The following is a 23,902-nucleotide window of genomic DNA, read 5'->3' on the forward strand; positions in this document are numbered from 1 at the left end:
CTGGCTTGCCTGCGATAGCGGTGGGCCAGCCAGCCAATTTGGCATCTGACACACCGCCATCGCAGGCAAGCCAGCTCCCACATTGACCGAGTACATTCTCTAGTCTGGTTGCATGGCCGGGAATTGCGCGCGCACTTCAGGCTCCTGCCGAATCATCCGCTTCATCTTCGCCTCAAACGCCCACGTCAGGCTGACGGCCGCACACGCCAGCCCAAGCGCCAAACCCCACCACACGCCAGTTGGGCCCCAGCCCAGGGTGAACGCCATCAACCAAGCAGACGGCGCGCCGATCAGCCAATAGCAACCCAAACCCACCAGGAAGGTGGTCTTGGCGTCCTTCAGCCCGCGAATACAGCCCATGGCAATGGTTTGCACGCCGTCGAACAACTCAAACCACGCCGCCACGGCCAACAGGCTGACCGCCAGCACGATGACGTCGTGGAAGGCTGGGTCGTTATGGTCCAGAAACAGCCCGATAAGCGCATCGGAAAACAGCCACAGCACAACGGCAAATCCCAACATCACCAACGCGCCAAAACCGATGCCGACCCGCCCGGCCATGCGCGCCTGCAACAATTGCCCGGCGCCGTAATGCTGACCGATGCGCATGGTGATCGCGTAGGACATCCCCGCCGGCACCATGAACGCTACCGAAACGATTTGCAGGGCAATCTGATGCGCTGCCAATTGCGTACTGCCCATGGTGCCCATGCACAACGCCGCGAAGGCAAACAAACCGACCTCCACCGCATAGGTGCCGCCAATCGGCAGGCCCAGGCGCCATAGCTCACGCAGATACTGAGTGTTAAGGCGCAGCAGGCCCGCGCCGAGCGGGTAGGCTGCGTAAGCCCGGTTGCTGCGGATGTACCACATCAGCGCCAGGGCCATGCTGTTGGCGACGATCGCTGTTACCAGGCCGATGCCCATCAGGCCGAGCTTCGGCAGACCGAACATGCCTTCGATCAAGGCATGGTTGAGCAAGTAGTTGAGTACCGTGCCGCCCAGGCTGATCACCATCACCGGCGTTGCCTTGCCGATGGCGCTGGTGAAACCGCGCAAGGCCATGAAGCTCAGGTAGCCGGGCAGGGCGAACGGCAGGATGGTCAAGAATTGCCCAGCCGCCTGCACGTTGGTTTCGGTCTGGCCGAACATCAGCAGCACGGGCTTGAGATTCCACAACAGCAAGCCGGCCACCAACGCCATCAACCACGCCAACCAAAGACCTGCTTGGGTCAGGCGAGTGGCGCCTTCGATGTCACCGGCGCCATGACGGATGGCGACCAGCGTGCCGACGGCGGCAATCACACCGATGCAGAAGATCGCCACGAACGAATAGCTCGCCGCGCCCAAGCCGCCACCGGCCAGGGCTTCGGGGCTCAGGCGGGCCATCATCAGCGTGTCGGTCAGCACCATCAGCATGTGCGCCAACTGTGAGGCAATCAACGGCCCCGACAGCCGCAGAATGGCCCAGAGTTCAGTACGCACCGGATGTTGCATGATCATCACACTCAAAAAGTCAGAGGGTTGGGAAAGGGCTGATTCTCGGCGCTCCCGAGGCATTACACAAAAGGATAAAAGCGATCATTCGCATGATTAAAACTCATGGTAGGGTTGGGTATTGATCTGAGGGGGTTCTTCTATGGCACGCCGTCTACCGCCGCTGTATGCCTTGCGCGCCTTTGAAGCCGCCTCCCGGCACAACTCATTTACCCGTGCGGCGGATGAGCTTTCCATCACGCAAAGTGCTGTCAGCCGGCATATTCGTACGCTCGAAGAGCACTTCGCCTGCCGCCTGTTCCAGCGCAGTGGCCGCAACCTGCAGCTCACCGAAGCGGCGCGCCTACTCTTGCCCGGCGTGCGCGAAGGCTTCGCGGCGCTGGAACGCGCCTGCCACACCCTGAACGCCGAAGACGACATCCTGCGCATGAAGGCGCCATCGACCCTGACCATGCGCTGGTTGCTGGCGCGGCTCAGTCGCTTTCGCGCCTTGCAGCCTGGCAATGAAGTGCAACTGACCAGTGCATGGATGAGCGTGGATGAAGTGGACTTCAACCAGGAACCCTTCGACTGCGCTGTATTACTGAGCTACGGGCACTTTCCGGCGGACTGGGAGGCCTGTTACCTGTTCCCCGAGTTGCTGATTCCGGTGGGTGCGCCCAACCTGCTCAATGACGGGCCGTGGGACGTCCCACGATTGGCAAGCGCCGAGCTGCTGCACCCCACACCCGACCGCCGTGACTGGCGCAATTGGCTGGAGCGCATGGGGTTGTCGTCCCAGGTGTCGCTCAAGGGTGGGCAGGTGTTCGATACCTTGGAGTTGGGCATGATCGCCGCCGCGCGGGGTTACGGCGTGTCCATGGGCGATTTGCTGATGGTGGCCGAAGATGTGGCCCAGGGCCGTTTGAGCCTGCCGTGGCCGACGGCGGTGGCCAGTGGGGAAAATTACTACCTGGTGTGGCCGAAAACCCGTCCCGGTGGCGAGCGCTTGCGGCGATTGGCGGAGTTTCTTCAAGGCGAAGTCAACGCTATGGAATTGCCCCAGGTTGAACGCCTGGCCTAGATCTTCAGTGCAATCGTTTGCGCGATACCCCTGTGAATCGCTCAAGTATTGCCCGCGCTTGCCGAAGAAGGTGTGTTGGAACCCCCGTTTCCAGCGTTTCCCACCAGATAATTTGCCGAGCTGCGCTAAGAGATCAGGATGATCCTGGCCTCGGCCAGGAGCTGTCATGTCTCAACCTCGCGCTCGGATCGCCTCTCAGTTAGGCCTCGCTTTGGCCGTTATTTTGGCCGTCGTCATCAGCGGCAGTACGGTTTTTGCCCTGCGTTCCCTCGACTCGGCCAACCTCGACACCCGCGAGGAACACCTGGCCAGCGAGGCACGCTTGCTGGCCGATCAACTCAACACCTTCCACAGCACCTTGCGCGAGAGTACTCAGCGATTGAGCGGGCTGTTTGAAAAGCGCTTTGGCGCCGGGTTGAGTGTGCGCCCGGACCAGCAGGTCGCCGTGGCCGGTGTGCAGACCCCGAGTCTGCTGTTGGGCGATGAGGTGTTGAACAACAACTTCGCGGAGGTGGACGAGTTCAAGCAGATGTCCGGCGGCGTGGCCACTGTGTTTGTGCGCAGTGGCGAAGACTTCATTCGCATCAGTACCTCCCTGACCAAACAAGATGGCAATCGCGCCATCGGGACTGTGCTGGATCACCAGCATCCGGCCTACCAGCGCCTGTTGGCCGGGCAGAATTACATCGGGCGGGCGGTGTTGTTCGATCGCGCCTACATGACCCAATACAGCCCTGTGCGCGATGCCGCCGGCAAGGTGATCGCCGTGTTGTTTATCGGCTTTGATTACACCGATGAGCAGAAGGCCCAGTTCGACAACCTCAAGCGCTTCCGTATCGGCCAGACTGGCTCACTTGCCTTGCTGGACGAACAGAAGCACTGGCTGGTGCCACCGGCGGGTGTGCAGGCGCTGGATCAGGCGGTTCCGGTGATGCTTGATCTGGCCAAGAACCCAGGCAAAGGCCGCTTCTGGAGCGACAAGGACGAAGACTTCTACAGCGTTGCGGTGCCGTTTGAAGGCGGGCCGTGGTCGGTGGTGGCGAGCATGCCGAAGTCCGAAATACGTGCAGTCACGTGGGCGGTCGGCATTCGCCTGGTGATCGGCAGCGTGCTGGCGATGTTGCTGGCAGTAGGCGCAGCGGTGTGGTTGCTGCGCAGCAAATTGCAGCCTTTGAGCGACTTGGTGCGCCAGGCCGAAGCCTTGGGCGCCGGCGATTTGAGCGCACGCTTGAATGTGTCCAGCCATGATGAAATCGGCCAGTTGGCGAGCAGCTTCAACCAGATGGGTGAGGCGCTTTCGACCATGGTCTCGCATATTCGCAAAGCGGCAGAAGAGGTCAACAGCCGGGCTCAGGCGTTGTCCGGCCTGTCGGGTGGGGCCTATGAGGGCATGGAGCAGCAGTCCGGCGAAATCACCAGCATGGCCGGCGCAGTGGAAGAGTTCAGCGCCACCTCGCTGAACATCGCCGACAACATGGGCAATACCGAGCGACTGGCCCAGGAAAACGCCCAGCAAACGCGTATTGGCCGCACCTCAATGCAAGAGGCGTCGTCGTCGCTGGAGCATATCGCCACCGCCCTCAACAGCACGGCCACGGTGATCAACACCTTGGGCCAGCGCTCCCAGGAAATTGGCGGAATCGTCGGCGTGATCACCTCGATTGCCGAGCAAACCAACTTGCTGGCGCTCAACGCCGCCATCGAGGCGGCGCGGGCCGGTGAACAAGGCCGGGGCTTTGCGGTGGTTGCCGACGAAGTGCGCAACCTGGCCTCGCGCACGCGCCAGGCCACCGACGAAATCTCGGTGATGATCCAAAGCATCCAGCAGGAAACCGGCAACGCCATCAGCACCATGGAGCATGGCAACGTGTTGATGCAGGAAGGCCTGTCGCGCAACGCCGACGTCGCTTCGGCCCTGGCGCGCATCGACGAGCAAAGCCGTTCGGCAGGCCAGCAATTTGCTGCCATTACCACCGCGACCCAGGAGCAGAGCAGCACGGCCAACGTGCTGAGCAGCAACTTGCAAAGCATCGCATTGGCTAACAGCGAACAGCGCGAAGTGGTGTCGAACCTGGCCATTACCGCCAAGGAACTGGAAACCCTGGCGGCAGGCTTGCGGCAGGAGGTCGACCGTTTTCGTTAAGGCTTAATGCTCGCCCAGGCCTGGGTCCACGCGCTTGCCGATGTCCTTGAGGCGCGCCAATTGGTCGACCATCCCCGGTGCCTCGTCCATGCTGGTGACGAAGGTCCACAGGTAGGTCATGACCGCGTAGATGTGGCCGGCCTTGACCGCCGGCGACAAAGCCAACTGGCTGATCGCGACCACAAACAGCAGGGCTGCCAGCGTGCCGAGAAACAGGTACGCGGCGGCCTCGCGGTCAGACAGCCAGATGCACAGGCGTGACAGCACGTGGTAGTGGCGACGCAAGGTCGGTGCGCCGACTTTTTCGACTAACCCGATTTCTTTCTCCAGGCGATCATTCAGGCGCTCATGCAGTTCCTGGTTGCGCTGGGCAAAGCGTGGCAGCAGCGTCACGCACAGCAGCAGGGCGGCCAGGCACGCCAGGCCGACCCAAGGCTCAATCACGATCAGCATCACCGCCGCGCCAATAATCGAGACCAGCGCCGTGGCGATAATCGGCACGTGCTTTTCAAAGAAGTCGACGAATTCGCGCGCAAGCACCACCCGTGCGGCGGATTTTGAGGTGCTGTGGTTCTGCAGGCGCTGGTTGAGAATCACCGGCACCGCAAGGTCGGCGTAGATCCGCGTAAAGGTGCGCGTGTCCAGCGCCCGCCGCGCTGCGCCGACCACCCAGAACGCCATCACCACCAGTGCATAGAACAGCGCACTGGTGGCATCGCCGCGAATAATCGAGTCCACCGCAAACCCGGCAAACAGTGGGTAGGCCAGCAGCAGCGCGTTCTCCAGCGCCACTAGTGACAGCGTGCAGAACAGCTTGCCGGGGTAGGCCTTGGCAATTGCCTTGAGCGTTTGGCCGGCGGACTGCTGGCCGATTTTCTTGCTTTCTTCAATCAGGATTTGCGGGGTCACGGATGACATGGGTGCACCAGAGGAGTGATAGACGCTATTATTGAGCGACTGCTCAAGTATCCTTGAGCGATCGCTCAAAAAGCAAGCGCCGCTTATCTACCGGCGCCTAAGGAATTGCCCATGTCGCGTATCGACCGTAAAGACCAGATCATCGCCGCTGCCCTGGAGCTGTTTCGCAGCAAGGGCTTTGCCGATGTGTCCACCCGCGACCTGGCCGAGCATGCCGGCCTGTCGCGCAGCCACGTTTATCACTACTTCAGCGACTGGAACGAACTGCGTCGCGAAGCCTTTGTGCGCTTTGCCAATGAGCAATTGGATGAAGTGCGCGAGCCCTTGGCAGATGCTCAGCCACTTGAGGCGCTGGTGGGTTTTTTAGGTGATTGCCTGCCGAGCACCGCTGATGCCGGCTGGGCGTTGTGGCTGGATGCCTGGGACGAAGCCATGCACGACCCGCAAATGGCCCAGGCGTATCTGGTAATCAACGCGCAGTGGCAAGGCATGCTGGCTGAGGTGATTGAGCGAGGCGTGGCTGAGGGGATTTTTCGCTGCGACTCGCCGCAACGCGCGGCCCGGCAAATCTTCGCGTTGGCGATGGGGTATGCCGATGACCTGATGCTCAAGCCGTCTGTGGAATCGGCCGAGGCGGTACTGGATGAGGTCATGGAAGTGGCGCAGCTGCTGTTGGGTTTCTCCGCATAAGGGCTCGGTATTTACACCATTTTACTGTGGCGAGCGGGCTTGCCCCGCGTTGGGCTGCGCAGCGGCCCCGGCTCTACCGGTTGAATCGTATTGGCCGGATCAGGAGCGCTTCGCACTCCAACGCGGGGCAAGCCCGCTCGCCACAAAAGCCCACATGCCACAGAATTTGCGTTCATTAAGCGCTAGCCGACTGCCGCAGGCCGGTACTGCAAGGCCTCCTGCAAATGATGCCGGGCAATGTTTTCAACCCGCTCAAGGTCCGCCAGGGTGCGCGCTACCTTGAGCAGCCGGTGGGCTGCGCGCAGGGACAAGGTCAGTCGCTCGCAGGCGCTTTCCAGCCAGCCTTCATCGGCTTTTGCCAGTGTGCAGTGCTCGCGTAACCCCGGCAGATTCAGAAAGGCATTGGCGCAGCCCTGGCGCTTTTGCTGGCGTTCTCGAGCCTCTGCCACCTGCGCCGAAGCCGTCGCCGTATTATCGCCAGTGTGTTGGGTCGGGTTCAGCGCAGTGGTCTCCCGTGCCACGGTCAGGTGCAAGTCGATCCGGTCCAGCAACGGCCCTGAGAGCTTGTTGCGATAACGCTGAATCTGCTCCGGCGTACACCGACAGCGCCCGCTGGGTTCGCCCAAATAGCCGCAAGGGCAGGGGTTCATGGCGGCCACCAATTGAAAACGTGCCGGAAAACTCACTCGGTCACGGGCGCGGGAGATCACGATATGCCCGGATTCGAGCGGCTCGCGCAGCACTTCCAGCACCTTGCGATCAAACTCCGGCAGCTCATCCAGAAACAGCACGCCATGATGGGCCAGGGTAATTTCCCCCGGCTGCGGTTTTGACCCGCCGCCCACCAGCGCCGGCCCCGACGCTGAATGGTGCGGTTGACGAAACGGACGGTGCGGCCAATGGCTCAACGGCGCCAGGCTGACCACTGACTGAATGGCCGCCACTTCCAGGGCTTCCTGCTCACTCAAGGGCGGCAGCAAACCAGGCAGGCGGCTGGCGAGCAAGGTCTTGCCGGTGCCGGGTGGTCCGCTGAACAGCAGGTTGTGCGCGCCCGCCGCCGCAATCAGCAGTGCGCGCTTGGCGGCAAGCTGGCCTTGCACCTCACTCAGGTCCGGGTAGGGCTTGTTCAGGTACAGCAAACCGTCGGACTTATACGGCTCAATCGGCACAACCCCATTCAGGTGCGCCACCACTTGCAGCAGGTGGTCCACTGCAATCACCTTCAACCCCGACGCCAGGCACGCCTCCTCGGCATTTGCCCGCGGCACTATCACGGTGCGCCCGGCCTTGCGTGCGGCCAGCGCGGCCGGCAGCACACCTTTGACCGCCCGCACCTCACCGGACAGGGCCAATTCCCCCAGGCATTCCACGTCATCGAGCATCAATGCCGGCACCTGCACGCTGGCGGCCAGGATGCCCAAGGCAATCGCCAGATCAAAACGCCCACCATCCTTGGGCAGGTCGGCGGGCGCGAGGTTGAGGGTGATACGACGGGCCGGGTATTGCAGGGCGGAGTTGAGGATGGCGCTGCGCACGCGGTCCTTGCTTTCCTTGACGGCGGTTTCCGGCAGGCCCACCAAGGTAAGCGATGGAAGACCATTGGCCATATGCACTTCGACGGTAACGGCGGGGGCTTCTACGCCAATTTGGGCACGGCTGTGGACGATGGCGAGGGACATGCTCGTTCCTTGAGTGGGAGGCCGCTTCCTGCGGGTTTTTCAAGGGTAGACGAGGTGAGATGCTTTCGAGGGCGGGAGGTTTTACTGAACGTATCCAAAGAGCGACGCAGAACACCGTGGGAGCTGGCTTGCCTGCGATAGCGCCAGTGAATTCAACACCGCTATCGCAGGCAAGCCAGCTCCCACAGGGGCCGGGTTTATTCAGCAGCGGGTGGTGTCAACCGCGCTTCCAGCTCCGCTACCTTCGCTTCCAGACTCTCCAACCGCGCACGCGTGCGGGCCAGTACGACCATCTGGCTGTCAAATTCTTCCCGGCTGACCAGGTCAAGCTTGCTGAAGCCGCTTTGCAGCAGCGCCTTGAACTGGCTTTCGATTTCGTTGCGGGGCAGCGGGGTTTCGCCGCTGAACAGGCGAGAGGCGTGGCCGCTCAGGGCGTCGAGGAGGTCTTTGGGCGCGAGCATGGGAAATATTCCGGAAAACTGTTGGCCGGCAGTGTATCACGCAGCGTCTATAGTCCTTTCACGGCCGCGAGCGCACGCTTTTCGCGCAGAGGGCTGGGCGGCTACGCACTGTTTTTGTGCGCATTGCAGCCGCCAATACGCCCCGCAGGTGGGCATAAGTGGGCAAAGGACTGATTTCAGTGGTTTTTACGGAGCTGGCAAGGTTTCTGCTTAGACGATCATGACCCATGCACTGATGCAGTCGCTGTGACGAATGCAGTGCGCCGACGGATCAGGGGTACAGGTTTCGTCACCAGTGGTTCGCTGGCGTCGCAACGGCAAATGCCGAGGCGACGACGCGTTACAAAGCCAGGCACTGCGCTTAGACTTGAGACGGGTTTGTTTTCCTGGGGCAAGTCCACCAATTCGGGAGAGAGTTTTCATGAAGCTAGTCACTGCCATCATCAAGCCGTTCAAGTTGGACGATGTACGCGAGTCACTGTCCGAGATCGGCGTGCAGGGCATTACCGTTACTGAGGTCAAAGGCTTCGGTCGGCAGAAGGGTCACACCGAGCTGTATCGCGGCGCGGAATACGTGGTCGATTTCCTGCCAAAGGTGAAGATTGATGTCGCCATTGACGACAAGGATCTTGACCGGGTTATCGAGGCGATAACCAAGGCGGCCAACACCGGCAAGATCGGTGACGGCAAGATCTTCGTGGTCAATCTGGAACAGGCTATTCGCATCCGTACCGGCGAAACCGATACCGACGCAATCTAAGCCGCCAAACCCCCAACGCCCCAGGAGAAAACAATATGACTCTGCGTAAATTCGCAGGGCTAGGAGCCCTGTTGTCCCTCGTAATGCCGGCCCTGGCATTGGCGGCGGACCCAGCCCCTGCTCCAGTCCTCAATTCCGGCGACACGGCGTGGATGCTCACATCCACCGCGCTGGTACTGTTCATGACCATTCCGGGCCTGGCGCTGTTCTACGGCGGCATGGTGCGCTCCAAAAACATTCTTTCCGTGATGATGCAGTGCTTCGCCATCACCGGCCTGATCACCATCTTGTGGTTCGTTTACGGCTACAGCATGGCGTTTGATACCACCGGTATGGAAGCAGGCGTCGTCAACCTCAACTCGTTCGTGGGCGGCCTGTCCAAACTGTTCCTGTCGGGTGTAACCCCGGCGAGCATCACCGGCCCTGCGGCGCTGTTCCCTGAGGCGGTGTTTGTCACCTTCCAGATGACCTTTGCCATCATTACCCCTGCGCTGATCGTCGGTGCATTCGCCGAGCGTATGAAGTTCTCCGCGATGCTGATCTTCATGGGCGTCTGGTTCACCCTGGTCTATGCGCCGATTGCCCACATGGTGTGGGGCGGTCCGGGCTCGTTGCTGGGCGACTGGGGCGTGCTGGATTTCGCCGGCGGCACCGTGGTGCACATCAACGCCGGTGTGGCCGGCCTGGTGGCGTGTCTGGTACTCGGCAAGCGTAAAGGCTTCCCGACCACGCCGATGGCACCGCATAACCTGGGTTACACCCTGGTCGGTGCAGCCATGCTGTGGGTTGGCTGGTTCGGCTTCAACGCAGGTTCTGCTGCGGCGGCCAACGGTACTGCCGGTATGGCGATGCTGGTCACTCAGATCGCTACCGCTGCTGCCGCACTGGGCTGGATGTTCGCCGAGTGGGTCACCCACGGTAAGCCAAGCGCACTGGGCATTGCCTCGGGCGTAGTAGCCGGTCTGGTTGCAATCACTCCGGCTGCCGGCACTGTTGGCCCGATGGGCGCTCTGGTCATCGGCCTGGCAGCGGGCGTGGTGTGCTTCTTCTGCGCCACCACCCTGAAACGCAAACTGGGCTACGACGACTCCCTGGACGCCTTCGGCGTGCACGGTATCGGCGGTATCCTCGGCGCGATCCTCACCGGCGTGTTCGCAGCGCCTTCGCTGGGCGGCTTCAACGCGGCCACCACTGATATCGCGGCGCAAGTCTGGATCCAGTGCAAAGGCGTGGGCTTCACCGTGATCTACACGGCCATCGTGACTTTCATCATCCTCAAGGTGCTGGACATGGTGATGGGCCTGCGGGTGACCGACGAAGAAGAGGCGGTGGGCCTCGATCTGGCGCAACACAACGAGCGCGGCTACAACTTGTAAGTACGCGAAAAAAAGATGCCCGGCTTGCCGGGCATTTTTTTGTCTGGTGTTTGTCTGTGGCTAAAGGCGGATGGGTTTTTTGCCGAGTTTGTGATGGGATCCACACGGTACTTTTGAGGATGCGAAAGTCTTACATGCATGTAGGCGTATTCGACACTTTGTTTTTTCCCAGACCGCGCTAGAATGCGCGCCGATGGGCGGAGAACTGTATGTGGCAACAGACCCTGATTACCCTGCGGGCCAAGCCCCGGGGCTTTCACCTGGTAACGGATGAGTTGCTTGCCGGCATGCCTGAGTTAAAGGCTTGCCGAGTAGGCCTGTTGCATTTGTGGCTGCAGCACACCTCGGCCTCGTTGACCATCAACGAGAATGCCGACCCGGCGGTTCGCCGTGACTTCGAGCGTTTTTTCAACTCGCTGGTGCCGCAAGGGCGTGCAGGGTTCGAACATAACGACGAAGGTCCGGATGATCTGCCGGCGCACTTCAAGGCCAGTCTGCTGGGCTGCCAGTTGAGTTTGCCGGTCAAGGCCGGCCGCTTGGCGATAGGGACTTGGCAAGGTGTTTATCTGGGCGAGCACCGTGATCATGGCGGTGCTCGTAAAGTCCTCGCCACCTTGCACGGTGATGGGGCATAAGCCACTGGTTATCCAGTGGATGTGATTTTTTTCCGGCGACCTCGACAGAGGGTGAAGCTGGGCTATAACTAATCTGCTTTTCGCAAGTCATGAGGTAGAACATGAGCGACGATGATCTGGAAAACGACGACCTTGAAGTAGGCGACGACGACGAGGCTGAAGAAGGTCTTGAAGCGGCAGTCGAAGACGTTGCTGACGAGGGCGATGACGGCGGCGATGACGCACCTGCCAAAGCAGCCAAAGGCAAAGCCAAGGCCGCTGTCTCGGTAGACGAACTGCCGAGCGTTGAAGCCAAGAACAAAGAGCGCGATGCGCTGGCCCGTGCGATGGAAGAATTCCTCGCTAAAGGCGGCAAAGTGCAGGAAGTCGAGGCCAACGTGGTGGCAGACCCACCGAAGAAGCCGGATAACAAGTACGGCAGCCGACCTATCTGAGGTCAGCAGACTGCTTGTAAGAAAAAGCCCGCCGTCGCTGCGGGCTTTTTCATGCCTGAAATAAATTCTTAAAATTCATTGCATAGCCCTGTGGGAGCTGGCTTGCCTGCGATAGCGGTGGGTCAGACAGACCGCTATCGCAGGCAAGCCAGCTCCCACTTTGAATCTTCAGCGTGACTGCCAGCTGCGCAGCAGCTCCGGCAACTCTGTCAGGCTACGAATCTCTGCATCCGGCTGTTTATCCGCTTCCCACGGTTTGCCCGTCGGGTTGAACCACACCGCGCGAAGCCCGGCCTGCTGCGCACCGGCGATGTCATCGCCAGGATGATCGCCAATATGCACGGCCTGATTTGCATCCACGCCACCGCGCTGCAAGGCTTCCTGAAACAGCCGCGCATCCGGCTTGGCGATGCCGATATCCTCGGCGCGCAGGGCAAAGTGGAAGTAATCCGCCAGCCCCACGCGTTGCACATCGGCATTGCCGTTGGTGATCACGCCCAGCAGGAAGTGCTGGCGCAGCGCCTTTAGCATGGGCTCCGCTTCCGGGAACGGCGTGAGCTGGTGACGGGCGTGAATAAACGCCTCGTAGCACACATCCGCCATCTGCGTGGCCTCAGGCTGTGGGTAACCCGCCTCTTCAAACGCGTGCATCAGGACCTTATGACGCAGGATGCTGATGCGATATTTAAGCTCTGGATGGCGCTCCAACACCTGCTGGCGAAGGCTGGCGAAATGTTCCAGGGGCAAGTCGCCAACCTTGGAGGCGTTAAGTGCCAGCCATTCGCGCATCGACGCCTCGGCGTTGATGATGACGGGTACGTTGTCCCAGAGCGTGTCGTCCAGGTCGAAGGTGATCAGCTTGATACTCATGAGTCGCCGCCCTTGATGCGTTTGGCCCGTGGATGGGCGCTGTCGTATACCGTCGCCAGGTGCTGGAAGTCGAGGTGGGTATAGATCTGCGTGGTCTTGATATCGGAGTGGCCGAGCAGCTCCTGCACGGCGCGCAGGTCCTGGGACGACTCCAGCATATGGCTGGCAAAAGAATGTCGCAGCATGTGAGGGTGCAGGTTTTGCCCCAGCTCGCGTTCGCCGGCCGCCTTGACCCGCACCTGAATCGCCCGTGGCCCCAGGCGTCGGCCTTGCTGGCTGACAAACACCGCATCGTCGGCCGGGTTGGTCAACAGGCGCAGCGGCAACCACAGCTGCAAGGCTTCGCGGGCCTTCCTGCCCACCGGCAGCACACGGGTCTTGCTGCCCTTGCCGAGCACTTGTACCAGGCCGTCCGCCAGGTCCAACTGATCCAGGTTCAGGCCGGTCAGCTCCGACAAACGCAGGCCCGAGGAATAAAACAGCTCAAGAATCGCCTGGTCACGATGGGCCAGGAAGTCATCCTCAACGGCGCCGTCCAGCAGTTGCAGGGCGCGGTCGGTGTCGAGGGTCTTGGGCAGGCGCCGTTCGCCCTTGGGCGGCGACAGGCCGTTGGCCGGGTCGTGGTCGCACAGGCCTTCACGGTTGAGGTAGTGATAGAGGCCGCGTACCGCCGAGAGCAGGCGCGACAGGCTGCGCGAAGACTGGCCCGCCTGGTGCAGGCGCGCGACCAGGCTGCGCAGGCTCTGGATATCCAGCGCCTTCCAGCTGGTGATCTGTTGTTTTTCGCAGTACGCCAGGACCTTGTTCAGGTCCCGTCGATAGGCTTCCAGGGTGTGAGGCGACACCTGGCGCTCGTTGCGCAGGTGAGCGCAATAAGCGTCCAGTTGCCGTTCCATGGCTAGCGCACCGCGCGCAGGGTGGTGGTGTGGCGGGGCAAGACGCGGCCCAGCACTTCGGCGATGTAGGTCAAGAACAGCGTGCCCACCGAGCTTTTGTAATGCGCAGGGTCACGGCTGGCAATCGCCAGCACGCCGTGCAAGCCTTGATGGCTGAGGGCGACTACGGCGGTGGAGCCGATCTGCTTGCGCTGTTCGGCGCCAAACAGGAAATCCAGCTCGTGTTCACGCAAGGTGCCGCTGATGGTCTTGCCTTCCGAGAGCAGGCCGCCGATTGCGGTTTGCGCGTCGCTGCCGCTGACCCAGCGGCCCACCGGCATCGGGTTGTCGCTGAACAAAATCAGGCTGACAAACGGCACCTGAAAGTCTTGGCGCAGGCTGTCTTCCACGGCGATCACCGTTTCTTCCAGGCTGTTGGCGTCCATCAGGGTCAGGATCAGGCGGCGGGTCTTGTCGAACAAGCGGTCGTTGTCGCGGGCCACATCCATCAGGTGTGAAAGCCGATGGCGCATTTCGATATTGCGCTCGCGCAGGATCTTCATCTGCCGCTCCACCAGCGACACGGTATCGCCACGCTGGTGGGGGATGCGCAGGGCGGGCAGCAGTTCTTCGTGTTCGACGAAGAAGTCCGGATTAGCCTCAAGGTACGCCGCGACAGCAGCGGCCTCCAGACTTTCGCTTGGGGTTGCTTGGGCGGGTACTTGAGGCTTATCGGTCATTAGCTTGGCTCACTCATAGACGGACCTGTCCTTCGTATACACGCGAGGCCGGCCCGGTCATCATCACCGGGTGGCCAGGCCCTGCCCACTCGATGGACAAACGCCCACCCGGCAGGTCGATCAATAGGGGCGAATCCATCCACCCCTGGCTGATCGCGGCGACGGCTGCGGCGCAAGCACCGGTGCCGCACGCCTGGGTTTCGCCGGCGCCGCGTTCCCATACACGCAGTTGCGCACGGGTACGGTCGATCACCTGCAAAAAGCCCACATTGACCCGTGCCGGAAAGCGCGGGTGATGCTCGATCTTCGGCCCCAGCTCATGCACCGGGGCGTTGTTGATGTCGTTGACCCGCAGTACGGCATGGGGGTTGCCCATGGAGACGGCAGCGATGTCGACGATTTTGCCTTCTACATCCAGCGCGTAACTGGCGGCCTGCTCGGTGGCCTGAAACGGAATATCCGCTGGCACCAGGCGTGGCGCGCCCATGTTGACGCTGATCTGGCCGTCGCTGCGAATATCCAGTTCGATCACGCCGCTCTTGGTTTCGACGCGAATCTGGCGCTTGGCGGTCAGGCGCTTGTCCAGCACAAAGCGCGCAAAGCAGCGCGCACCGTTGCCGCATTGTTCCACTTCGGAGCCGTCGGAGTTGAAGATCCGGTAACGGAAATCCACCTCCGGGTTGCTCGGCGCCTCAACGATCAGCAACTGGTCGAAACCGATGCCGGTGTGACGGTCGCCCCACTGTTTGGCGTGCTTGGGCAGGATGTGCGCGTGCTGGCTGACCAGGTCAAGGACCATGAAATCATTACCCAGCCCGTGCATCTTGGTAAAACGCAGCAGCATGGCTTACTCCGGCAGCAGGCTTTCGCCAGCAAACAACTCGGCTACCGTCTCGCGGCGACGCACTTCAAACGCTTGATCACCGTCCACCAGCACCTCGGCGGCACGGCCGCGGGTGTTGTAGTTGGAACTCATGACAAACCCGTAGGCACCGGCCGAATGCACGGCCAGCAGGTCGCCTTCCTCCAGCGCAAGCTGACGATCCTTGGCCAGGAAGTCGCCGGTTTCGCAGATCGGGCCGACGATATCGTAGGCGCGGCCTTCGCCCTCGCGCGGGGTTACGGCAGTGACGTCCATCCACGCCTGGTACAGCGCCGGGCGAATCAGGTCGTTCATTGCTGCATCGACAATGGCGAAATCCTTGTGCTCTGTGTGCTTGAGGTACTCGACCTGGGTCAGCAGCACGCTGGCGTTGGCAACGATATAACGGCCCGGCTCGAACATCAGGGTCAGGCCGAGGCCTTCGGTGCGCTCACGCACAGCCTTGATGTAATCGGCGATCAGCGGCGGCTCTTCATCGCGATAACGCACACCCACACCACCACCGAGGTCGATGTGTTGCAGGTATATGCCGCACTCGCCAAGGCGATCGGTCAGCGCCAGCAGGCGATCAAGGGCGTCCAGGAACGGAGGCAGGGTGGTCAGTTGCGAGCCGATATGGCAGTCGACACCCAGCACTTCCAGGTTCGGCAGCTGTGCGGCACGGATGTACACGTCCTCGGCGTCGGCAATGGCGATGCCGAACTTGTTCTCTTTGAGACCGGTGGAGATATACGGGTGCGTGCCGGCATCGACGTCCGGGTTGACGCGCAGGGAGATCGGCGCGCGAACGCCCATCTCGGCGGCGACCACTTGCAGGCGCTCCAGCTCGTCGGTGGATTCGACGTTGAAGCAATGCACGCCTACTTCGAGGGCGCGGCGCATGTCTTCACGGCTTTTGCCGACGCCCGAGAAGACGATCTTGTCAGCCTTGCCGCCGGCAGCCAGAACACGTTCCAGCTCGCCACGGGAAACGATGTCAAAACCAGCGCCAAGACGCGCCAGGACATTCAGTACACCCAGGTTGGAGTTGGCCTTGACCGCGTAGCACACCCTGTGTGGAACGCCTTCCAGTGGGTCGGTGAACGAGCGGTATTGGGCTTCGATGTGCGCACGCGAGTACACATAGGTCGGGGTGCCAAACTGCTCGGCAATCGCGGACAGCGCCACGCCTTCCGCGAACAGCTCGCCGTCCCGGTAGTTAAAAGCGTCCATGATGTTCCCTTAGTAAGTGTCGTGCTTATGCGCTTTCGCAGCTTTTTGCGACGACTGTGCCTGGTCGTTCGGGTCTTTGCTGTCATCGGGCAGGTACAGCGGGCCTTTTTGACCACAGGCACTAACGAGGCAAGCGACCGCGACGAGCGCAGCAAGGGAAGAGATCAGGCGCTTCATGGCGAAATCCTTGAATATGCATTAATTGCGCCCGAGTATACCGACCACCCGGCAGCTTGCCTATGCGCCGTAATACCCGTCCGGCGGGGGTTTGCCGAGCATGTTGCGATTCGGCCTACGCTAAATGAGGATATTTCACGCGGCTGTGGGTAATGAAATCGGTATCCTTTGCAATCATCATGGCGCGTCCGTATCGTGCGCCGCTTGAGCGTGACCAGACACTTTTCGAGGTTCCCACAATGAGTTTGACCGAAGCCCGTTTTCACGACCTGGTGGATTCGACCCAGCAGGCGCTGGAAGATATTTTCGACGACAGCGGCCTGGATGTGGACCTGGAGAACTCGGCTGGCGTGCTGACCGTTGAGTTTGAAAACGGCACCCAACTGATCTTCAGCCGTCAGGAGCCGCTGCGTCAGCTATGGCTGGCGGCGCGTTCGGGTGGTTTTCACTTCGACTACAACGAAGAAGACAAAAACTGGCAGTGCGATACCAGCGATGAGCTGTTAAGCGAAATGCTCGCACGCCTGGTCCAGGAACAAGCCGGCGCTGAGCTGGACTTCGACGAGATCTGATCGTGACCCAGCCTGCACCTGTACGCCCACCCAAGCCGCTGTTCAGCAATGTCAGCCCGGCAGTGCCGTCACCTTGTATCAGTTTGTGTCGCCTGGACGAGCAAAAAGTCTGTCTCGGCTGCTACCGGCACGTGGAAGACATCCGCGAATGGCGCTCCGCCGACGATGCCCGGCGCCGAGTGATTTGCGCCGAGGCCGAACAGCGCAGGGCGCGCGCCTGAGGCCGTCTTGTTTATTTGTGACGCTGTGGTAGTGTCCGGGTACGCCTCAACTCATCGAGGCCCGTGAGAACCCCGCCTTTTTCTGGCGGGGTTTTGCTTTTTTGTGCAGAAAAAAGGAGTCTGCCTGAATCATGACCGCACCTTCCATCATTCTTACCCGTCTTGACGTGCAGCGTCTGGAGCAATTGATCGACCGCTTGGGCGACGACTCTCCCGGCGCCGAAGCGTTGCAAGCCGAACTCGACCGCGCCGAAGACGTGGTTGGCCACGATGAAGTGCCTGCGGGTGTCGTGACCATGAACTCCAGCGTGCATTGCCGTGAGCAAGGCAGCGGCAAGGACTACCACCTGACCCTGGTGTACCCGAAGCACGCGAACGCCGATGAAGGCAAAATTTCGATCATGGCTCCGGTAGGCAGCGCCTTGCTTGGCCTGCAAGTGGGCCAGCACATCGACTGGCCTGCACCGGGCGGCAAGACGCTGAAGCTTGAATTGCTCAGCGTCGAAGGCCAGCCCAAAGATGGCGGCGCCTTCCCTCTCTAAATCTGGCTCAGCGCCGCATTCAGCGACAACTCCAGCTCGGCCTTGTAACGCAGATACAAGTTGCTCGGGCTTTGCACATCACCGAGCAGGCCGGACAGGTCCAGGTCGGTGATGTAGCAGCGGTAAAGCTCGGTCTCCCGGCGTTGCCCGACGATTTCCTGGGCGACCACGGCAAACAGTTGGTCGCCGAACTCCAACTCCGAAAACTCCCGTTGATTGCAATACAGCGTGATGCCGACCTGGCCGGGTGCGGCCTTGCCGATAATCGCCTGCACGTCATAAAACGGCTTGTTGGCCGGGTTTTGCGGCACCGGCCGAGGCTCGATGCCGCGGGCGCGGTGGCTGCCTGACGGCAACAGTTGGTAATACAAAATCTGCACTTCACCCAGCGGCTGTTGCGTGTCCAGCGGTGCCAGCGCTTCGCGGCGATAGATGATCGACTGCAGGAATCGCTGCAGTGGCGCCAGCAGGCTTTGCTCATCATGAAACGGCAAGCGTTGCTGCCACAGCGCGTTGAACTCATCCAGCACATACAGCTCGGCGAAGCCTTCATTGGCCCGGTAGAACACCTGCACACAATCAGCCACGCCCATGGGCAGCAGCAGGGCCAGGTCGTGGTCTTCCAGCGCCATGGCATCCAGGTGCAGCGGGCTGTAGCTGGCCAGTTCTTCGCTGAGGTAGGCGATCAGCGCATCCTGGGTCAGCAGTGGCACGTGAGTGGCCTGGCCCGGCGTCAGTTCCATCACGTGATAGTGCTGCTGCACCTGCAGGAGGTAGCGGTGATTGGACTGGCTAAGCAGCAGGTTCTGTACGGTATCGAAGATTTCTTCCACGCGCTGGGCAATGAATTGCGCACGGTTGTGGCAGAAGCAGCGCACCCGCAGGCGTGGCAGGTGGTTCGGCGGCAGTTGGTTGAGGTAGTCGCGCAGGCAGTCGAGCAGTGCATGGGGGCCGTCGTAGCGGCTGACCAATACCTCGTTCCAACTGTTGAGCGTGACCTGATCCAGGGTCAGCACCAGGTTGTCGCGCACACCGGCGTAACTCAGGGAGTCAGTGCGCTCGGTGGTCATCAGGATATTCAAGTCGCGGTGATGCTTGAGCGGGTCGACGCCGACGTTGATCAGCAACAGCACCTCTTCCGGCACCGCCGAGCGCAACAGGCGGTCTTCATCAACGCTGGCCAGGGGCAGGGCGATGGTCTGTTGCAGGCAGCCCAGCAGGTTGAACAGCTCGAATTCCGTCATGTCGCTGACGCCTGGGTGCAAGGCCAGGCGCGTGCTGCTGTCGATCACGCCGTTGCGATGGCACCAGGTGAGCATTTCCAACAGGTCGCGGCTGCGCTTGATCGGCGCGAAGTGCTCCCATTCCAGCGCCGTGAGGTTGCCGTTGTACAAGCCCCAGTGGTGCTGGCCGGGCTCTTTGCGGTTGGGCGATTGCACCAGGGTCAGGGTGTCTTCGGCCAGGTCCGGGGCGATGCCGGGGTTGATGAACTCGACCTTGCCGGCTTTACGCTCAAACGCGGCATACAGGCGCCGACCCAGCACATTGAGGTCGCGCTTGTTGATCAGGCTGACGGTCTGCTCGGTGCGAGCGAACTGGGTGAGAAAGCGGTAGCTGTAATTGAGTTCGCTGACCAATGCGCGGCGCTCGGAAGCCACCTGGCGCACTTTCCACTGGCTGCGGCTGTCCAGCAAGGCCAGTTGGCGCTGGTCCCAACCCCATTCATGGGCCAGGCGTTCCAGCAACAGCCGCTGCCAACTGGTGCTGCGTTGGCCGGCGCTGAGCTTGCGATTGACCTTCAGGTACAGCGCACGGCGCACCAGTTCCAGACGTTCGGGTTCATTGCGCGCCCTGAGGTATTCCTCGATGCGGCGGTAGACCACGATGTACGGGTCCAGCTCATCCAGGTCCATCTGGTTGGCAAACACCGCACGTTTGAAGCGCAGGCTCAGGCAGTGCACGTTCGGGTGTTCGCTGGCGTACACCTCGGTCAGCAGCAGCTTGAGCACCGATTTGTAAGGCGACTCGATGCCCTTGAACAGTTGCCACAACCCCGCGCCGATGAATTCGCCCGGCGGGATGTGCGCCAGGTGGCCGAGGTCGAGGGTTTCATCGGCGCGGATAAAACGTTTGGAGATCAGCGCGTGGGTAAACTCGGCGTAGCGGGTTTCTTCATAGACCGGCACCAGCCACCAGATGGGCGTGCGCCCGGCGAGCCAGATGGCGGTGCGGTAGAACTCATCCAACAACAGGTAATGCTGGGTGGTGCCGCAATCGTCAGAGCTCAGTTGCGTATCGCGCTCGCCTGAAACAAAGCGCGTCGGCTCGATCAGAAAGAAATGCGCCTCGGCGCCCATGGTCAGTGCCCAGGCTTCCAGCAACTGGCACTTTTTGCGCAGCTCGGCCAGTTCGTTCTCGCCAAGGTCCGCAGCGTGGCAGACCCACACGTCCATGTCGCTCTGGTCCGCCTGGGCCAGGGTGCCAAGGCTGCCCATCAGGAACAGGCCATGGATCGGCCGCGGCGGGTTGCCATGGCGCGGCTTATAGGAGAACGAGCGGGTCAGGCGCTGGGCTTCGGTGAGGGCCTGGGCGTCGGGTTCGAAATTCGACAAGCCTGCCGGCGTGCTGCTCGAGACGTAGCCGGGCAACAGCGGGTGGTTGACGTGGAAAAACAACGGCAGCAGGGTCAGCACGCTTTGTTGGCGCGGCGTCAGCCCTTCGACGGCGCGGGCCATGCGGCCTGCATTGAGGGCCATGAAGCGCGCACGCAACTGGGCCAGCACCTTGCGGTCGATGCCTTCGTCCAGGTCGGGGCGGATTTCATGGGTGCGGGTCATTTCTGGGTCGTTGGCTCGCAGAGCCCGACGTGGGCGGCCGTGTAGGAGTTTACAGCCAGAAGCGTAGGAGGTTTAGATGATATGTGGCTTTTTGGCGTCAGAATTTTGTGCGGCCCACAGCAACGCCCTCGGAATCCGCAGCAGGCGGACCCCATGGGCGACAGTAAGGTGTCAGGCAGCTTCTTTGGTAGTGGCGGTAGTCAGGATAGTCAGCAGGGTTTGCGCTTGCTCGGCAGCGTCGCGGCCGAGGCTGGTCAGGTAGCCCCCATCCGGCTGGTCGATCAGGCCTTTGGCATGAAGGCGTTTGGCAGCGGCGATGGCAGTAGGCGCGGCGGTCTGGTGGACTTTCAGACCTTCCTTGGTGCTGTCCAAGGGGAAGAGTACAAGGATTTCCAGTTCGGCAACCAACTCAGGGGTATACGACATAAGGACTCCAGACTTTCTAAAATTTATTAGAGGCTAGCAGGCCATAAGGTGAACGCACTTTGCCGAACTGTCCAGCGTGTTGCTGCGTGCCCGGATTATTCCTTTTCCGGCGGCAACTCAGGCAGCGCCCGCAGGGCTGTTTCGTACCATTCGGTATTGAATGCGCGATCCTCGTCCAGCATCGCGTCGATCTCGAAAGCCAGCACGTGAGCCATGAGATTCAGGATCTCTTCACGCTCATAACCCACCAGGGTCAGTTTGTTGAACGTAGCCTTGGCGGCAGGCGGGTTGTCGCTTTCGATTTGATTTTCGATCGCTTCGATCAGTGTATTTTCGGTGAACTCTTCTTCGTCGCTGTCGATATCGGTCGGCTCGCTCATGGCAGGCTCCTCAAGGAAAGGGCGCCAGTCTACCGCCATTCAGGCAACTGATGCTGCTGGTCAGGCGGCCTGCATGGATCTATAACTCTTGCAGCCAACCCCACACCCGGCCTGGAGGCATTCGCAATGCTCAAGCTTTACGGATTTTCGGTCAGCAACTACTACAACATGGTCAAACTGGCGCTGCTGGAGAAAGGCCTGCCGTTCGAAGAAGTGCCGTTTTACGCAGGCCAAACCCCTGAAGCCCTGGCCGTCAGCCCGCGTGGCAAGGTGCCGGTGCTGGGCGTCAAACAAGGCTTTATCAACGAAACCAGCGTGATCCTCGAGTACATCGAGCAAACCCAGGAAGGCCCGTCATTGCTGCCCGCCGACCCGTATCAGCGCGCCCAGGTGCTGGCGTTGTGCCGGGAGATCGAGCTGTATATCGAGTTGCCCGCCCGCGCGTGTTTTGCCGAGGCGTTCTTTGGTATGCCGGTGCCGGATGCGATCAAGGACAAAACCAAGGCTGAGTTGTTGCTGGGGGTTGGTTCTTTGGGCCGGCACGGCAAGTTCGCGCCGTATGTGGCGGGTGAGAGCTTCACGATTGCCGATCTGTATTTCATGTACAGCGTGAACCTCGCCTGCGCGGTGGGCGAGAAGCTGTTTGGCCTGGATTTGCTGGCGCAGTTGCCGAAGGCCAAGGCCTTGCTGGAGCGCTTGCATGAGATGCCCAACGCCAAGAGGGTGGCGGCGGACAGGGAGGCAGCGATGCCGGCGTTTATGGCGATGATTGCGGCCAAGAAGTAGATATTTGGCGGCAGGGATGACGCTATCGCAGGCAAGCCAGCTCCCACATTTTGAATTGTGAACCCATTCAAGTGTGGGAGCTGGCTTGCCTGCGATGCTTTTAGCGGCTGGCGAGCAGTGCCTGGCCGCGCACAACGGCTGCCTTGACCTGCGCCGGCGCAGTGCCGCCCACGTGGTTACGGGCATTCACCGAGCCTTCAAGGGTCAGCACGGCGAACACGTCCTGCTCGATCTGGTCGCTGAACTGGCGCAGTTCTTCCAGGCTCATTTCCGCCAGGTCCTTGCCGGTGTCCACGCCGTACTTCACAGCATGACCGACGATTTCGTGGCAGTCACGGAATGGCAGGCCACGGCGCACCAGGTAGTCCGCCAGGTCGGTGGCAGTGGAGAAACCGCGCAATGCCGCTTCACGCATGATCGCGTGCTTGGGCTTGATCGCCGGGATCATGTCTGCAAACGCACGCAACGAATCGCGCAGGGTGTCGGCAGCGTCGAACAGCGGCTCTTTGTCTTCCTGATTGTCCTTGTTGTAGGCCAGAGGTTGGCCTTTCATCAAGGTCAGCAGGCCCATCAGCGCGCCGAACACACGGCCGCTCTTGCCGCGCACCAACTCCGGTACATCGGGGTTTTTCTTTTGCGGCATGATCGAGCTGCCGGTGCAGAAGCGGTCCGGCAGGTCGATGAACTGGAATTGCGCACTGGTCCACAGCACCAGCTCTTCGGAGAAGCGCGACAGGTGCATCATCGCAATGCTGGCGGCGGCGCAGAATTCGATGGCGAAGTCGCGGTCCGACACGCCGTCCAGGGAGTTGCCGCCCACGGCGTCGAAACCCAACAGCTGCGCGGTGTATTCGCGGTCGATCGGGTAAGTGGTGCCGGCCAATGCCGCGCTGCCCAACGGCATGCGGTTGGCGCGCTTGCGGCAGTCCACCAGGCGCTCGTAGTCGCGGCTGAGCATTTCGAACCAGGCCAGCAAGTGGTGGCCGAAGGTCACAGGCTGCGCGGTTTGCAAGTGGGTGAAACCGGGCATGATGGTGCCGGACTCACGCTCGGCCTGCTCCAGCAGACCTTTTTGCAGGCGGGTGATTTCGGCCAGGATCAGGTCGATCTCGTCACGCAGCCACAGGCGGATATCGGTGGCCACCTGGTCGTTACGGCTGCGACCGGTGTGCAGTTTCTTGCCGGTCACACCGATGCGGTCGGTGAGGCGCGCCTCGATATTCATGTGCACGTCTTCCAGGTCGACGCGCCAGTCGAACGTGCCGGCTTCGATCTCACCGCGGATGGTGGTCAGGCCGTCGATGATGCTGTCGCGCTCGGCGTCGGTCAGCACGCCGACCTTGGCCAGCATCGTGGCGTGGGCGATCGAGCCCATGATGTCGTGGCGGTACAGGCGCTGGTCGAAGGTGACGGAGGCGGTGAAGCGCGCGACGAAGGCGTCGACGGGTTCACTGAAGCGGCCGCCCCAGGACTGGTTGGTCTTGTCGGTGCTCATGGATTCGCTCGTGATCTGCTTAAAAAGAGGCGTGGAGGTGTGCCGCCGATAATAACAGGGTTGCCCGTTGAGGCGATGCTACGGGTGATCGGCATTTTTATTTGCGCCAAGGATGGCTAAGTGCCTTGCCGCCGAACGCATCCGGGACGAGACTGGGGGCAGGCGTTAATTGAAACGATATTTGACGATTGAGCAATATCGTCTCAGCGAGCGTCTACAGTTGCACTGAT

Annotated in this window: 25 protein-coding genes; 11 read left to right on the forward strand and 14 right to left on the reverse strand. The window is 61.1% G+C overall.

Annotated elements, in window-relative coordinates:
• Window positions 1-99: 99 nt before the first annotated feature.
• Window positions 100-1,503 (reverse strand): NorM family multidrug efflux MATE transporter, encoded by a 1,404-nt coding sequence (locus ACQY47_RS15500; RefSeq protein ID WP_428550051.1) that lies wholly within the window; start codon window positions 1,501-1,503, stop codon window positions 100-102.
• A 136-nt stretch (window positions 1,504-1,639) separates the two neighbouring features.
• On the opposite strand from ACQY47_RS15500, the gene ACQY47_RS15505 reads away from it, so the two are divergent.
• Window positions 1,640-2,560: a LysR substrate-binding domain-containing protein gene (locus ACQY47_RS15505; RefSeq protein ID WP_017135874.1), complete on the forward strand. Its 921-nt coding sequence runs from the start codon at window positions 1,640-1,642 to the stop codon at window positions 2,558-2,560.
• Between the two features lie 166 nt (window positions 2,561-2,726).
• On the forward strand, window positions 2,727-4,703 hold the full coding sequence (locus ACQY47_RS15510; RefSeq protein ID WP_428550054.1) for a methyl-accepting chemotaxis protein: 1,977 nt from the start codon (window positions 2,727-2,729) through the stop codon (window positions 4,701-4,703).
• 3 nt (window positions 4,704-4,706) lie between these two features.
• Here ACQY47_RS15510 and ACQY47_RS15515 read toward each other — a convergent pair whose 3' ends face one another.
• Window positions 4,707-5,621, reverse strand: coding sequence for an ABC transporter six-transmembrane domain-containing protein (locus tag ACQY47_RS15515; protein ID WP_428550057.1), 915 nt, complete (start codon window positions 5,619-5,621; stop codon window positions 4,707-4,709).
• A gap of 111 nt (window positions 5,622-5,732) precedes the next feature.
• On the opposite strand from ACQY47_RS15515, the gene ACQY47_RS15520 reads away from it, so the two are divergent.
• Entirely contained in the window at window positions 5,733-6,311 is a 579-nt protein-coding gene (locus ACQY47_RS15520; protein WP_428550060.1) for a TetR/AcrR family transcriptional regulator, read from the forward strand.
• A gap of 182 nt (window positions 6,312-6,493) precedes the next feature.
• On the opposite strand, the gene ACQY47_RS15525 is transcribed toward ACQY47_RS15520, so the two are convergent.
• Window positions 6,494-7,990: a YifB family Mg chelatase-like AAA ATPase gene (locus ACQY47_RS15525; protein WP_428550063.1), complete on the reverse strand. Its 1,497-nt coding sequence runs from the start codon at window positions 7,988-7,990 to the stop codon at window positions 6,494-6,496.
• Window positions 7,991-8,187: 197 nt separating this feature from the next.
• A complete protein-coding gene (locus tag ACQY47_RS15530) occupies window positions 8,188-8,451 on the reverse strand; it encodes an accessory factor UbiK family protein (RefSeq protein ID WP_058421153.1) in 264 nt (87 codons plus the stop codon).
• Between the two features lie 421 nt (window positions 8,452-8,872).
• Here ACQY47_RS15530 and glnK point away from each other — a divergent pair, with 421 nt between their 5' ends.
• From glnK to sutA, 4 genes are all read left to right on the forward strand, one after another.
• Window positions 8,873-9,211, forward strand: a complete 339-nt coding sequence (glnK, locus tag ACQY47_RS15535; protein WP_002555808.1) for a P-II family nitrogen regulator — start codon at window positions 8,873-8,875, stop codon at window positions 9,209-9,211.
• Between the two features lie 35 nt (window positions 9,212-9,246).
• Window positions 9,247-10,587 (forward strand): ammonium transporter, encoded by a 1,341-nt coding sequence (locus ACQY47_RS15540; protein ID WP_017135897.1) that lies wholly within the window; start codon window positions 9,247-9,249, stop codon window positions 10,585-10,587.
• Window positions 10,588-10,796: 209 nt separating this feature from the next.
• Window positions 10,797-11,222: a secondary thiamine-phosphate synthase enzyme YjbQ gene (locus ACQY47_RS15545; protein WP_099550273.1), complete on the forward strand. Its 426-nt coding sequence runs from the start codon at window positions 10,797-10,799 to the stop codon at window positions 11,220-11,222.
• 101 nt (window positions 11,223-11,323) lie between these two features.
• Window positions 11,324-11,656, forward strand: a complete 333-nt coding sequence (gene sutA, locus ACQY47_RS15550; protein ID WP_176992492.1) for a transcriptional regulator SutA — start codon at window positions 11,324-11,326, stop codon at window positions 11,654-11,656.
• A 168-nt stretch (window positions 11,657-11,824) separates the two neighbouring features.
• On the opposite strand, the gene ACQY47_RS15555 is transcribed toward sutA, so the two are convergent.
• Genes ACQY47_RS15555 through lptM form a run of 6 tightly spaced genes read right to left on the reverse strand, consistent with a single transcriptional unit; the run spans window position 11,825 to window position 16,413 of the window.
• Window positions 11,825-12,526 carry an HAD family hydrolase gene (locus tag ACQY47_RS15555; protein WP_170036730.1) on the reverse strand — a complete coding sequence of 234 codons (702 nt, stop codon included), beginning with the start codon at window positions 12,524-12,526 and terminating at the stop codon, window positions 11,825-11,827.
• Window positions 12,523-13,422, reverse strand: coding sequence for a tyrosine recombinase XerC (xerC, locus tag ACQY47_RS15560; protein ID WP_236411464.1), 900 nt, complete (start codon window positions 13,420-13,422; stop codon window positions 12,523-12,525). Before xerC ends, ACQY47_RS15555 begins: the two co-directional genes overlap by 4 nt.
• A gap of 2 nt (window positions 13,423-13,424) precedes the next feature.
• Window positions 13,425-14,141: a DUF484 family protein gene (locus ACQY47_RS15565; protein ID WP_056860805.1), complete on the reverse strand. Its 717-nt coding sequence runs from the start codon at window positions 14,139-14,141 to the stop codon at window positions 13,425-13,427.
• Between the two features lie 13 nt (window positions 14,142-14,154).
• A complete protein-coding gene (gene dapF, locus ACQY47_RS15570; protein ID WP_017134993.1) occupies window positions 14,155-14,985 on the reverse strand; it encodes a diaminopimelate epimerase in 831 nt (276 codons plus the stop codon).
• Window positions 14,986-14,988: 3 nt separating this feature from the next.
• Window positions 14,989-16,236: a diaminopimelate decarboxylase gene (lysA, locus tag ACQY47_RS15575; protein WP_017134994.1), complete on the reverse strand. Its 1,248-nt coding sequence runs from the start codon at window positions 16,234-16,236 to the stop codon at window positions 14,989-14,991.
• Window positions 16,237-16,245: 9 nt separating this feature from the next.
• A complete protein-coding gene (lptM, locus tag ACQY47_RS15580) occupies window positions 16,246-16,413 on the reverse strand; it encodes an LPS translocon maturation chaperone LptM (protein ID WP_017134995.1) in 168 nt (55 codons plus the stop codon).
• 239 nt (window positions 16,414-16,652) lie between these two features.
• On the opposite strand from lptM, the gene cyaY reads away from it, so the two are divergent.
• From cyaY to rnk, 3 genes are all read left to right on the forward strand, one after another.
• Window positions 16,653-16,985: an iron donor protein CyaY gene (gene cyaY, locus ACQY47_RS15585; RefSeq protein WP_428550074.1), complete on the forward strand. Its 333-nt coding sequence runs from the start codon at window positions 16,653-16,655 to the stop codon at window positions 16,983-16,985.
• Window positions 16,986-16,987: 2 nt separating this feature from the next.
• A complete protein-coding gene (locus tag ACQY47_RS15590) occupies window positions 16,988-17,206 on the forward strand; it encodes a DUF1289 domain-containing protein (RefSeq protein WP_056860802.1) in 219 nt (72 codons plus the stop codon).
• Window positions 17,207-17,337: 131 nt separating this feature from the next.
• Window positions 17,338-17,748, forward strand: coding sequence for a nucleoside diphosphate kinase regulator (gene rnk / locus ACQY47_RS15595; protein WP_017134998.1), 411 nt, complete (start codon window positions 17,338-17,340; stop codon window positions 17,746-17,748).
• Here rnk and ACQY47_RS15600 read toward each other — a convergent pair.
• The 3 genes from ACQY47_RS15600 to ACQY47_RS15610 all read right to left on the reverse strand — a co-directional run bounded on the left by ACQY47_RS15600 (window position 17,745) and on the right by ACQY47_RS15610 (window position 21,391).
• Window positions 17,745-20,585 carry a class I adenylate cyclase gene (locus ACQY47_RS15600; RefSeq protein ID WP_428550079.1) on the reverse strand — a complete coding sequence of 947 codons (2,841 nt, stop codon included), beginning with the start codon at window positions 20,583-20,585 and terminating at the stop codon, window positions 17,745-17,747. The two genes, rnk and ACQY47_RS15600, sit on opposite strands and share 4 nt — an antisense overlap.
• Before the next feature lie 171 nt (window positions 20,586-20,756).
• On the reverse strand, window positions 20,757-21,011 hold the full coding sequence (locus tag ACQY47_RS15605; protein WP_010207442.1) for a TIGR02647 family protein: 255 nt from the start codon (window positions 21,009-21,011) through the stop codon (window positions 20,757-20,759).
• A gap of 95 nt (window positions 21,012-21,106) precedes the next feature.
• Window positions 21,107-21,391, reverse strand: a complete 285-nt coding sequence (locus ACQY47_RS15610) for a hypothetical protein (protein ID WP_017135000.1) — start codon at window positions 21,389-21,391, stop codon at window positions 21,107-21,109.
• Window positions 21,392-21,517: 126 nt separating this feature from the next.
• Between ACQY47_RS15610 and ACQY47_RS15615 the strand changes: the two genes are divergently transcribed.
• Entirely contained in the window at window positions 21,518-22,177 is a 660-nt protein-coding gene (locus ACQY47_RS15615) for a glutathione S-transferase family protein (RefSeq protein WP_099550276.1), read from the forward strand.
• A 100-nt stretch (window positions 22,178-22,277) separates the two neighbouring features.
• Here the strand turns inward: ACQY47_RS15615 and argH are convergent, their stop codons facing one another.
• Window positions 22,278-23,672: an argininosuccinate lyase gene (gene argH / locus ACQY47_RS15620; protein ID WP_008439335.1), complete on the reverse strand. Its 1,395-nt coding sequence runs from the start codon at window positions 23,670-23,672 to the stop codon at window positions 22,278-22,280.
• Between the last annotated feature and the right edge of the window lie 230 nt (window positions 23,673-23,902).

This window comes from Pseudomonas edaphica (genome assembly GCF_965277385.1).
GTDB classification, from domain to species: domain Bacteria; phylum Pseudomonadota; class Gammaproteobacteria; order Pseudomonadales; family Pseudomonadaceae; genus Aquipseudomonas; species Aquipseudomonas edaphica.

Coding starts and splice junctions, on each gene's coding strand:
- ACQY47_RS15500 (WP_428550051.1), bottom strand. CDS start 1,503: ATGATCATGCAACATCCGGTGCGTACTGAACTCTGGGCCATTCTGCGG.
- ACQY47_RS15505 (WP_017135874.1), top strand. CDS start 1,640: ATGGCACGCCGTCTACCGCCGCTGTATGCCTTGCGCGCCTTTGAAGCC.
- ACQY47_RS15510 (WP_428550054.1), top strand. CDS start 2,727: ATGTCTCAACCTCGCGCTCGGATCGCCTCTCAGTTAGGCCTCGCTTTG.
- ACQY47_RS15515 (WP_428550057.1), bottom strand. CDS start 5,621: ATGTCATCCGTGACCCCGCAAATCCTGATTGAAGAAAGCAAGAAAATC.
- ACQY47_RS15520 (WP_428550060.1), top strand. CDS start 5,733: ATGTCGCGTATCGACCGTAAAGACCAGATCATCGCCGCTGCCCTGGAG.
- ACQY47_RS15525 (WP_428550063.1), bottom strand. CDS start 7,990: ATGTCCCTCGCCATCGTCCACAGCCGTGCCCAAATTGGCGTAGAAGCC.
- ACQY47_RS15530 (WP_058421153.1), bottom strand. CDS start 8,451: ATGCTCGCGCCCAAAGACCTCCTCGACGCCCTGAGCGGCCACGCCTCT.
- glnK (WP_002555808.1), top strand. CDS start 8,873: ATGAAGCTAGTCACTGCCATCATCAAGCCGTTCAAGTTGGACGATGTA.
- ACQY47_RS15540 (WP_017135897.1), top strand. CDS start 9,247: ATGACTCTGCGTAAATTCGCAGGGCTAGGAGCCCTGTTGTCCCTCGTA.
- ACQY47_RS15545 (WP_099550273.1), top strand. CDS start 10,797: ATGTGGCAACAGACCCTGATTACCCTGCGGGCCAAGCCCCGGGGCTTT.
- sutA (WP_176992492.1), top strand. CDS start 11,324: ATGAGCGACGATGATCTGGAAAACGACGACCTTGAAGTAGGCGACGAC.
- ACQY47_RS15555 (WP_170036730.1), bottom strand. CDS start 12,526: ATGAGTATCAAGCTGATCACCTTCGACCTGGACGACACGCTCTGGGAC.
- xerC (WP_236411464.1), bottom strand. CDS start 13,422: ATGGAACGGCAACTGGACGCTTATTGCGCTCACCTGCGCAACGAGCGC.
- ACQY47_RS15565 (WP_056860805.1), bottom strand. CDS start 14,141: ATGACCGATAAGCCTCAAGTACCCGCCCAAGCAACCCCAAGCGAAAGT.
- dapF (WP_017134993.1), bottom strand. CDS start 14,985: ATGCTGCTGCGTTTTACCAAGATGCACGGGCTGGGTAATGATTTCATG.
- lysA (WP_017134994.1), bottom strand. CDS start 16,236: ATGGACGCTTTTAACTACCGGGACGGCGAGCTGTTCGCGGAAGGCGTG.
- lptM (WP_017134995.1), bottom strand. CDS start 16,413: ATGAAGCGCCTGATCTCTTCCCTTGCTGCGCTCGTCGCGGTCGCTTGC.
- cyaY (WP_428550074.1), top strand. CDS start 16,653: ATGAGTTTGACCGAAGCCCGTTTTCACGACCTGGTGGATTCGACCCAG.
- rnk (WP_017134998.1), top strand. CDS start 17,338: ATGACCGCACCTTCCATCATTCTTACCCGTCTTGACGTGCAGCGTCTG.
- ACQY47_RS15600 (WP_428550079.1), bottom strand. CDS start 20,585: ATGACCCGCACCCATGAAATCCGCCCCGACCTGGACGAAGGCATCGAC.
- ACQY47_RS15605 (WP_010207442.1), bottom strand. CDS start 21,011: ATGTCGTATACCCCTGAGTTGGTTGCCGAACTGGAAATCCTTGTACTC.
- ACQY47_RS15610 (WP_017135000.1), bottom strand. CDS start 21,391: ATGAGCGAGCCGACCGATATCGACAGCGACGAAGAAGAGTTCACCGAA.
- ACQY47_RS15615 (WP_099550276.1), top strand. CDS start 21,518: ATGCTCAAGCTTTACGGATTTTCGGTCAGCAACTACTACAACATGGTC.
- argH (WP_008439335.1), bottom strand. CDS start 23,672: ATGAGCACCGACAAGACCAACCAGTCCTGGGGCGGCCGCTTCAGTGAA.